The sequence below is a fragment of the Shewanella sp. 10N.286.52.E4 genome, from assembly GCF_041468785.1.
GTDB lineage: Bacteria > Pseudomonadota > Gammaproteobacteria > Enterobacterales > Shewanellaceae > Shewanella > Shewanella electrodiphila.
The window spans coordinates 93,789-102,707 of sequence record NZ_JBFRJJ010000001.1 but is presented as its reverse complement, the minus strand read 5'-3'; the positions used below and the strand labels follow the sequence as shown (position 1 = coordinate 102,707).

At 39.9% G+C, this 8,919-nt stretch carries 8 protein-coding genes; all 8 read left to right on the top strand.

The genetic code is table 11. From position 1 onward, the window contains the following. The first annotated feature begins 94 nt into the window (after positions 1-94). Genes tssA through tssG form a run of 8 tightly spaced genes read left to right on the top strand, consistent with a single transcriptional unit; the run spans position 95 to position 8,911 of the window. Positions 95-1,201 (top strand): type VI secretion system protein TssA, encoded by a 1,107-nt coding sequence (gene tssA, locus AB4153_RS00360; RefSeq protein WP_102529483.1) that lies wholly within the window; start codon positions 95-97, stop codon positions 1,199-1,201. A 34-nt stretch (positions 1,202-1,235) separates the two neighbouring features. Further along, positions 1,236-1,736, top strand: coding sequence for a type VI secretion system contractile sheath small subunit (tssB, locus tag AB4153_RS00355; RefSeq protein WP_303512759.1), 501 nt, complete (start codon positions 1,236-1,238; stop codon positions 1,734-1,736). Beyond that, entirely contained in the window at positions 1,736-3,229 is a 1,494-nt protein-coding gene (gene tssC / locus AB4153_RS00350; protein ID WP_371995945.1) for a type VI secretion system contractile sheath large subunit, read from the top strand. Before tssB ends, tssC (AB4153_RS00350) begins: the two co-directional genes overlap by 1 nt. 45 nt (positions 3,230-3,274) lie before the next feature. Then, a complete protein-coding gene (gene tssC, locus AB4153_RS00345; RefSeq protein WP_102529480.1) occupies positions 3,275-4,810 on the top strand; it encodes a type VI secretion system contractile sheath large subunit in 1,536 nt (511 codons plus the stop codon). A gap of 12 nt (positions 4,811-4,822) precedes the next feature. Then, positions 4,823-5,611 (top strand): type VI secretion system accessory protein TagJ, encoded by a 789-nt coding sequence (locus AB4153_RS00340; protein ID WP_102529479.1) that lies wholly within the window; start codon positions 4,823-4,825, stop codon positions 5,609-5,611. Between the two features lie 8 nt (positions 5,612-5,619). Continuing rightward, positions 5,620-6,105 (top strand): type VI secretion system baseplate subunit TssE, encoded by a 486-nt coding sequence (gene tssE, locus AB4153_RS00335; protein WP_241904026.1) that lies wholly within the window; start codon positions 5,620-5,622, stop codon positions 6,103-6,105. After that, positions 6,102-7,931 (top strand): type VI secretion system baseplate subunit TssF, encoded by a 1,830-nt coding sequence (gene tssF, locus AB4153_RS00330; protein WP_371995942.1) that lies wholly within the window; start codon positions 6,102-6,104, stop codon positions 7,929-7,931. The genes tssE and tssF overlap by 4 nt, the downstream gene beginning before the upstream one ends. Then, positions 7,928-8,911 (top strand): type VI secretion system baseplate subunit TssG, encoded by a 984-nt coding sequence (gene tssG, locus AB4153_RS00325; RefSeq protein WP_371995941.1) that lies wholly within the window; start codon positions 7,928-7,930, stop codon positions 8,909-8,911. Before tssF ends, tssG begins: the two co-directional genes overlap by 4 nt. Positions 8,912-8,919 lie beyond the last annotated feature (8 nt).

Below are 8,919 nucleotides of genomic sequence, written 5' to 3'. Positions count from 1 at the left end.
GTGTTATTTATGTCTATTTAAAGTAAGGAATACACTAAAAAGTATTAGTTATTCGGAAGAGACAATATTTTTATAATTCAAGGATTGAATTTAATTGAACCAGCTAAAAGAATTATTCATTAATGATTTAATATTACCTATTGCTGAAGATTCAGCAACGGGTATTGATCCCCGTGAAGATATCAGCCCGACGTCGACTTATTACTTACTAAAAGATGTAAGGAATAATGCACGTGCAAAAGAGCGAAAAGCTCTGATTGATGAAGAAGACCTCTTATCTGTCGCAGTAGACTGGCGTCCTATTTTTGAACAAGTTCCTGGCGTACTCAAAGACCAAACCAAAGACATTGAATATATTGCTTGGTTTATTGAAGCAGCTTGTCGGTTACATGGCTTTAAAGGACTGAGTTTTGGTTTTACACTTGCAGCTGAATTGATTGAAACCTATTGGGAAAACCTATACCCCACACCTGAACCTAATGATTTATCCGAAAGGATAGCTGCACTTATTGGCCTAAACGGCATTGAAAGTGAAGGTTCACTCATTCAGCCCATTAAAACAATCCCGATCACTGAAGGCGGCTATGCCTTTTCCACTTGGCAATATGAACAAGCTTTAGAAGTGGATCGTTTAGATAAAGATAAGCAGGAAAAGCGCTTTGACTCAGGTGCCGTATCACTTGAAGAAGTTGAACTGAGCATTAAAGAAACGCCAGATAGTTTCTATATAGATTTGAATCAAGACATTGATGATGCCATTGCTGCATTTTTACGTTTGTCCGAAGCCATGGACAGCGCAATGTCAGGCCAACCACAACCTACTAGCTATATCCGTAAAGCGTTAGAGGCATGCGCTTTACAGATCCGCACTATTTCAGCACCCATTATCGAGAAAGTTAATGTCAGCGAAGATGTTGACCCAAGCGAAGCGAGTGAAAGTGACAGTGTTGTGAGTGATGCTGGGCAAAACGGAATGAGCCAACAGCTTAATTCACGTGCGCAAGCGATAAATAACCTAGAAATGATAGCGACCTTTTTTAAAAAAACCGAACCTCACTCTCCAATGTCCTATGCCATTGAACAAGTGGTTCGTTGGAGTGATTTAAGTTTACCTGAGTTGCTACAAGAACTAATCCAAGACGGAGAAGCGAGGAATGGCTTCTTCAAACTATCTGGAATTAAAGCAGAAGATAATCCCTAGTTGATTACTCACAATATTATTGAAAGGAGTTCAAATGAGTGTACATGATCGATTAAAACGAGTGAGAAAGCCACGCGTCCACATTACCTATGATGTTGAAACTGAAGGCACAGTAGTTAAGAAAGAATTGCCATTTGTTATCGGTATCACTGGTGACTTCTCTGGACATAACACTGAAACGCTTAAGCCATTAAAAGATCGCCGCTTTGTGCAAATTGATCGTGATAACTTTAATGATGTATTAAAGCGTATGAGCCCTCAGTTAAACATCGCAGTGCCAAATACATTGGCTGATGATGATTCTGAAATGAATGTTTCACTTAAGTTCGATAGCATGGAAGATTTCGAACCTGCAGCCATTGTTAATCAAGTTGAGCCATTAAAAAAATTAATGGAAACGCGTAATAAATTGCGTGACTTGATGACGAAAGTCGATCGCTCTGAAAACCTTGAGAACATTCTGGAAGAAGTACTAAGCAATACAAATAGCTTAGACAAACTTGCAGGTGAACTTAACCTTAAAGGAGCAGAGTAATGAGCATGGAAGCAGCCACATTAGATGCGACATCTGAAGAGCAAACAATAGAAACATCGATTCTTGAACAGGCAATCGGTGCCACTAAACAGACTGATTCAACTCGTGCTGAAGAACTCATTCGTTCACTCACCGAAGAAGCCCTTAAAGGCACCGTGCAATGGGATAAAAACCTTACTGTTACCTTTAATAAAGCGATAAGCCAATTAGATGAAGTTATCTCTAAACAGCTATCAGCCATTATGCATAACGATGAGCTACAAAAGCTAGAAGGTAGCTGGCGTGGACTTCATCATACGGTTAAGAATTCTGAAACCAATGCGACATTGAAAATCCGTGTGATGAGCTTGTCTAAAAAGGAGCTACATAAAGATTTAAGCAAAGCGGTTGAATTTGATCAAAGCCAAATGTTCAAAAAAATCTATGAAGCAGAATTTGGCACACCAGGTGGCGAACCATATGGCTGTTTAGTCGGCGATTATGAATTCAGTAACCATCCAGAAGATGTTGAGTCTCTTTCACTCATGTCGAATGTGGCAGCAGCAGGGTTCTGTCCATTTATTTCAGCATCTGGCGCTTCTTTATTTGGTTTTGATGATTGGACTGAACTAAGCAAACCGCGTGATTTAGAGAAAGTATTCGAGTCTCTTGAATATACGCAATGGCGTTCATTCAGAGACAGTGATGACTCTCGCTTCGTTACATTAACAATGCCGCGCGTATTAGCACGTTTACCATATGGCTCAGCCACTAAACCTGTTGAAGAGTTTTGCTACGAAGAGTTTGATATTGACGAAGCAAGCGGGCGCTCAAAAGTGGCTGGTCATGACGATTACTGCTGGATGAATGCGGCTTATGTGATGGCGACCAATATGGGGCAGGCATTTAGTCAATACGGTTTCTGTACTGCAATTCGTGGTGCTGAAGGTGGTGGTAAAGTTGAAGGACTACCAGCTCATGTATTCACCAGCGATGATGGTGACCCAGACTTAATGTGTCCAACAGAGATTGGCATTACTGACCGCCGCGAAGCTGAATTGAGTAAGTTAGGTTTCTTACCTTTATGTCATTATAAACATACTGACTACGCAGTCTTTTTTGGCGCTCAATCTTGTCAGAAGCCAAAAATATTCTCAAATCATGATGCAACCGCTAACGCAGCAATTTCATCACGCTTACCTTACTTAATGGCGACTTCTCGTTTTGCTCATTATTTAAAAGTAATGGCCCGCGATAAAATCGGCAGCTTTATGGAAGCTGATGATGTAGAAGCTTGGCTAAACAGATGGATTCTGTCATTTGTGAATGCATCTGAAGGTGGTGGGCAAGACATTCGTTCTAAATATCCACTTGCAGATGCGAAGGTTGAGGTTAAAGAGATCCCAGGTCAACCGGGTTCTTATAATGCAGTTGCATGGCTTCGTCCTTGGTTACAAATGGAAGAGTTAACTGCTTCTTTGCGTTTAGTCGCTAAAATTCCGAAAGTAGGCTAATCAGCGAAAGATAGCCGGATTTGTTTTCAAGGATAGAAACAAACGATGACGCAAGAAGCTATTTCATTTGTTACAAGTGAAATCTTTAAAGAAGGCACCGATGTCCCCACATCGGTGTCTTCTACTCCTCAAAAGCTTAAAAATAAGCATCTTGTTGAACGATTCCTCAGGGAGTCTGATTCAACGAGATCGCTTTTGTTATGGCTTGAGAATTCAAACCATTCACTGTCACGATTCGATAAAGTATCGGTATTACCTTTTTTGATCAAAGCAATTGAGGAAATAGACAGGCAGTTAGAGCAACAAATAAATACCATTATTCACCATGCATCCTTTCAAGCCCTAGAAGCGAGTTGGCGTGGAATTTTGTATATCGTTAACCAGCAAGAAATGCATGATAAAGACCAAAAGGTCAAAGTTAAGCTGTTAGATTGCTGTTGGCTGACATTATCAAAAGATATTAATCGTGCGATAGAGTTCGACCAAAGTGAGTTTTTTAAACTCATTTATAACAACGAATATGATATGTCGGGTGGAGAGCCTTTTGGTGCGTTGATAGGCGACTATCAAATGAGCCATAAAAATCGTCCGGGAGTATCGACAAACGATATTGATGTTTTAAAGGATATTTCTCGCACAGCTGCAGCGGCATTTGCCCCCTTTATAACCTCAGCAAGTCCTTCATTATTTGGGGCAGACGATTTTACTGATTTATCTGCTCATATGAATATCGGCAAAATATTTGAACAACATGAATATTTGAAATGGAATTCATTAAGAAAAATGGACGATGCACGGTTTATAGGCTTAACCCTGCCAAATATTTTAATGCGTTCACCTTATTTGATAGACGGCACTCGCAGTGAAGGCTTTAAATTTAAAGAGTCGATTAAAAATCCAAATCAGGACCATTTATGGGGCAACGCGGCATATGCCTTTGGCGGCATAATTATTCGCTCATTTAGTGACTCTGGTTGGTTTGGCCATATTCGTGGCTTAGAACCAGGAGCGCGAAAGAAAGGACTCGTTTGTGACCTTGCAGTTTGTCAGTATGAGACTGATTTATACCGTAAAAGGAACAAACCTTCGGTGGATTTACTTGTGAGTGATAGAGCTGAAAAGGCATTGTCTGATCAAGGCTTTATCCCCCTATCTCCAGTATCCGGGTGTGAGCACTTAGTTTTCTACAGTAACGCCTCCATACAAGAGCCACCGAAATATGAGCTTTTAGAAGACAACATCAACGCTAAATTATCGTCAATGTTGCAATACATTTTATGCGTCTCTCGGTTCGCACATTACATCAAAGTCATTGGCCGTGAAAAAATTGGCTCTTTGAATTCTGCTGAAGCATGTCAACGAGACTTACAATTGTGGTTACACCAATACACGACAGCATCTGAAGTTTCATCTGATGATGTACGTAGTCAATACCCACTTCGAAATGCTCAAGTGCAAGTTAAAGAAATGCGAGGAAAGCCAGGTCATTTCTATTCAATTATACAACTTCAACCGCATTTTCAATTAGATCAAATGGTTTCTAGCATCAAGTTAGTGACCGAACTTACGTCAAGAAATTAGTAAAGGATTACAATGAAAAATATCAACCAAATGCTTAATAATGGCCAATTACAACAAGCTATTTCATTCGTTGAAACAGAACTGAAAGAAGATCCGATGAATGTCGATCTGAAAAGTGCGTTAATAGAATTGTTATGTATCAATGGATCACTTGAACGTGCTGATAAACAGCTTAATTTATTAGTTCAGAAGCACCCTGATTTCCTTGTTGGGGCATCAAATCTGCGTCAACTCATTAGAGCGGAGCAAGCTAGGCAAGACTTTATGTCAGGTCAAGCGACACCGAAATTGTTTTCCCAAACTGATACCCACTCTGAAGCATTAATCAAACTTAGATTAGCGTTAACTGATGCTCAGGATGATGTGACTGTTTGTGCTGAAAACCTTGAAAGCCATCGTCCACAAGTTAGCCTAGTTTTTGACGAAAATACCAAAGAAGAAATTAGAGATCTAGACGACACCTTAGGTGGATTTATTGAAATATTTGGCACCGATGGTCATTACTATCTAGCTCAACATTCAGAAATTGATTATATCCACTTCAAACCCGTCTCGTCATTAGTGGAAACCGTTTGGCGACGTGTTGAGCTCGCGATTAAAGATGGCCCTAGTGGTGAAGCACATATTCCTATGGTCTATGGCGGCAGTGAAACAGATGCGCAAAAGCTTGGCCGCGAAACCGATTGGGAAGAAGTGGCAACAAATGTCATGTCGGGCAAAGGGTTAAAAATGTGGTTTGTTGATGATAATGCCTTGGCATTAAATCAAATCCAAAAAATTAACACTCCTGCTCTGCAATAAATTAACTCATGAAAAGCACTCAACCAATTATGGCATCCGTACTCGATAGATTAATCGATGATGCGCCTGATGAACAAGACATTAAAGATAGTCATCGCGGACTTAATTTACGCCAACTTAGGGCTAATGTTCGTCGGGATCTTGAAAATTTACTCAATGCTAAATTGCAATGGCAAACATGGCCTGATCATTTAGCTGAACTCGATAAGTCATTAATGAATTACGGCCTAAGAGATTTTTCATCAATGCCAGTTGCAAGTTTAGATGGTCGTCAAATGTTGTGTCAGCAGGTTGCTGACACTATCAAACGCTTTGAACCTCGATTTTTAGAAGTCATGGTTGAAACCGTTGATAACGAACAGCCATTAGACCGAGTGCTTAGATTGAAAATCAATGCGTTGCTATATGCAGATCCAGAACCTGAATTTATTACCTTTGACTCAGAAGTAGAACCTATTCATCTCGCCATGATAGTAAATGAGGCATCATTGTGAACCAAGAATTATTAGAATATTACAATCGTGAGCTCGCTTATATCAGGCATATGGGATCAGAGTTTGCTGAGCAATACCCTAAAGTCGCAGGCAGATTACGATTAAGTGATGAGCATGTTGAAGACCCACATGTTTCTCGAATGATTGAAGCTTTCTCTTTGTTAACAGCGCAAATTAGACAAAAGCTAGATGACAGTTTTCCTGAGTTAACTGAAGCATTGCTAGGGCAGTTATACCCAGATTATCAAGCACCGATACCTTCGATGTCTGTTATTCAAGTGACGACTGAAAACCTGTCGACGACAGGTGTGTTATTACCTAAAAATACCAAGGTTGATACGCAAGTCGAAGGAATGAAAACCTGTCATTTTCAAACATGTTACGACATGAAATTATGGCCTATTGAAGTGACAAAAGCTCAATTTCAGAATGCGCCTTTTACAGCTCCTGAGCCACAATGGCCACAACGTGCTAAAGCCATTATTAAGCTTGATATTGCCTGTGAATTTGAAGAAATGAGCATGCAAAACTTGGGGCTTGGTAAGTTACGTTTTTTTCTTAATGGACAAGATCATCAAACCTTCCAGCTATATCAACTTCTTTTTGAGCATAGTCTAGGGTTTGCTTTAGTTAATGAAAGCCAATCAGTGTGCAAGTTTTTAACCAAACGTCATTTAAAAACTGTTGGTTTTGATGATGAAGAGCAGGTTATTCCTTACAGTCAACGCAGTAGCAGTGGTTACCGTTTATTGCTTGAGAACTTTATTTTTCCTGAGAAATTTTTATTCTTTGATATCGATGATTTAGAAGATTCATGGAAGGGGATTGATGCCTCATTTTCACTTTATATCTACTTAAAAGAAGGTTCGCAAGATTTAGAGAAGCAAGTCTCTGCCAGCCATTTTTTATTGGGTTGTACGCCAGTTATCAATTTATTCGAGCAAAAGCTAGAGTCTGTAAGTATTGAAGGCGCTCAATATGAATATAAGTTAGCGGCTAAGTATGCCGATGCCGAAGTCTCTGAAATCATCAATATACAAGAGGTGATTGCTTATGACCCTAAGGATAATAAAGTTGAAGTTACCCCATTTTACGGTGAGTCTCATCCTCAATACTTAGGCCATAACAATCTGTTTTGGAATGTAAGAAGAGAATCTGCAAGTTGGGCTGGTGGCTACACTGAACAAGGCACAGACTCCTATTTGTCATTAGTCGACCATAACTTTAAAGGCTTTACTCCAGAAGAAGATTACGGCGCTTGGGTATTAAGTATTACTGCGCAATGCAGTAATCGAAATTTGCCAGCGCATTTACCTTTTGGCACTGACGAACCTAAGATGTTTGTACCAGAGCGTGCAGATATCATTAAACAAGTTAAATGCTTATTAGCGCCAACTTTACCTGTCAGAGCCACATTAGGTGATGCCTCAAGGTGGCAGCTAATTAGACACCTTTCTATTGACAGTTTTAGTGGACCAAATGCATTAAACAACTTAAAAGAAACGCTTAAGTTATATGACTTTAAGTGTTCACCAGAAAATAAAAATTTAATAGAAAATATACATCATGTAGAAGTGAGCCAAGATACTGCTCGAGTCAATCAGAATGGCCGAATCAGCTTTTGCAGCGGAAGTCATATCGAAATTACTTTTATTAAAGATCACTACTCAGGCAGTGGTGTATTTTTCTTTTGCTGTATTTTGGACCATTTTTTCTCACAGTTTTCAGTGGTAAATAGTTTTACCCGCTTAAGTATGCGATTTAAAGATCAAGACGCCATTTATCATACTTGGCCAGCACGTTCAGGGAAGATACCGCTGTTATGAATCTACAAGCCATCCTTGAAGCGCCGACTGAGTTTGATTTTTATCAAGCGGTATATCAATTCCAATTGCAATTATCTCATCAAGATAAAGGCTATAGAGTCGGTCACGATGCGATTCCATCTGAAGAACTAATTCGATTTAAATCGGATCAGCATTTAGGTTTCCCAGGCCAAGCAATTAGCAAAATTGACGCAAAACTTAGCCAGCGTACAGGTAAGCAAGCCGCCGAAATGCATGTGTCCTTTATGGGGATGACTGGGCCAAGTGGGGTATTGCCGCAACATTATACCGAATTAGTCCTTGAACGATTGCGCCTAAAAGATACTGGCATGCGTGATTTCTACGACTTATTCAATCATCGGTTAATTTCCTTGTTTTATCGAGCCTGGGAAAAATATCGCTTTGCAGTCAATTATGATTCGTCACAAAAAAGCACATCAGACAGTTTCAGTCATGTGTTGAACCAATTAAGTGGCGGAGGCACTCATAGCCGTTATTACAGTGGTTTCAGTCAAAGAAAGTCTCCTAGTGCAGAGTCATTGAGGCTGATGTTAGAAGATTTTACGGGGTGCATCGTCGAGATAAAGTCTTTCGAAGGGCGATGGCAGTCATTAGCTAACACTGAGCAGACAAGAATGGTGAGCCGCGCTATGCCTGAGGGGCAATATGCTCAGTTAGGAAAAGACGCCAGTATTGGCAGTAAAGTGTGGGACATTAACTCCAGTATTACGATTAACATCAAACCCAGTGAACAAGGTTCTGTTGCTTCTTTTTTACCTGGAGAACCTGGGTACCTTCCGCTTAAAGAATTAGTGGATAACTACTTAGGTAAATCAGTAAAACACAAAGTTTATTTAGAAATAAAACAGCAAGATGCGCCTAAAGCGCAATTGTCTATGTCTGCTGTCCCACTGGGACTAGGATGCGGTTTATTAAGTCGCGCAGATAATGGACAACAACTTAAACGCCTAATGATATAAATAATAAA

What these genes read in the sequence shown, in the direction of transcription:
- tssB (WP_303512759.1), top strand. Translation starts at nt 1,236, where the DNA reads ATGAGTGTACATGATCGATTAAAACGAGTGAGAAAGCCACGCGTCCAC.
- tssC (WP_371995945.1), top strand. Translation starts at nt 1,736, where the DNA reads ATGAGCATGGAAGCAGCCACATTAGATGCGACATCTGAAGAGCAAACA.
- tssC (WP_102529480.1), top strand. Translation starts at nt 3,275, where the DNA reads ATGACGCAAGAAGCTATTTCATTTGTTACAAGTGAAATCTTTAAAGAA.
- AB4153_RS00340 (WP_102529479.1), top strand. Translation starts at nt 4,823, where the DNA reads ATGAAAAATATCAACCAAATGCTTAATAATGGCCAATTACAACAAGCT.
- tssE (WP_241904026.1), top strand. Translation starts at nt 5,620, where the DNA reads ATGAAAAGCACTCAACCAATTATGGCATCCGTACTCGATAGATTAATC.
- tssG (WP_371995941.1), top strand. Translation starts at nt 7,928, where the DNA reads ATGAATCTACAAGCCATCCTTGAAGCGCCGACTGAGTTTGATTTTTAT.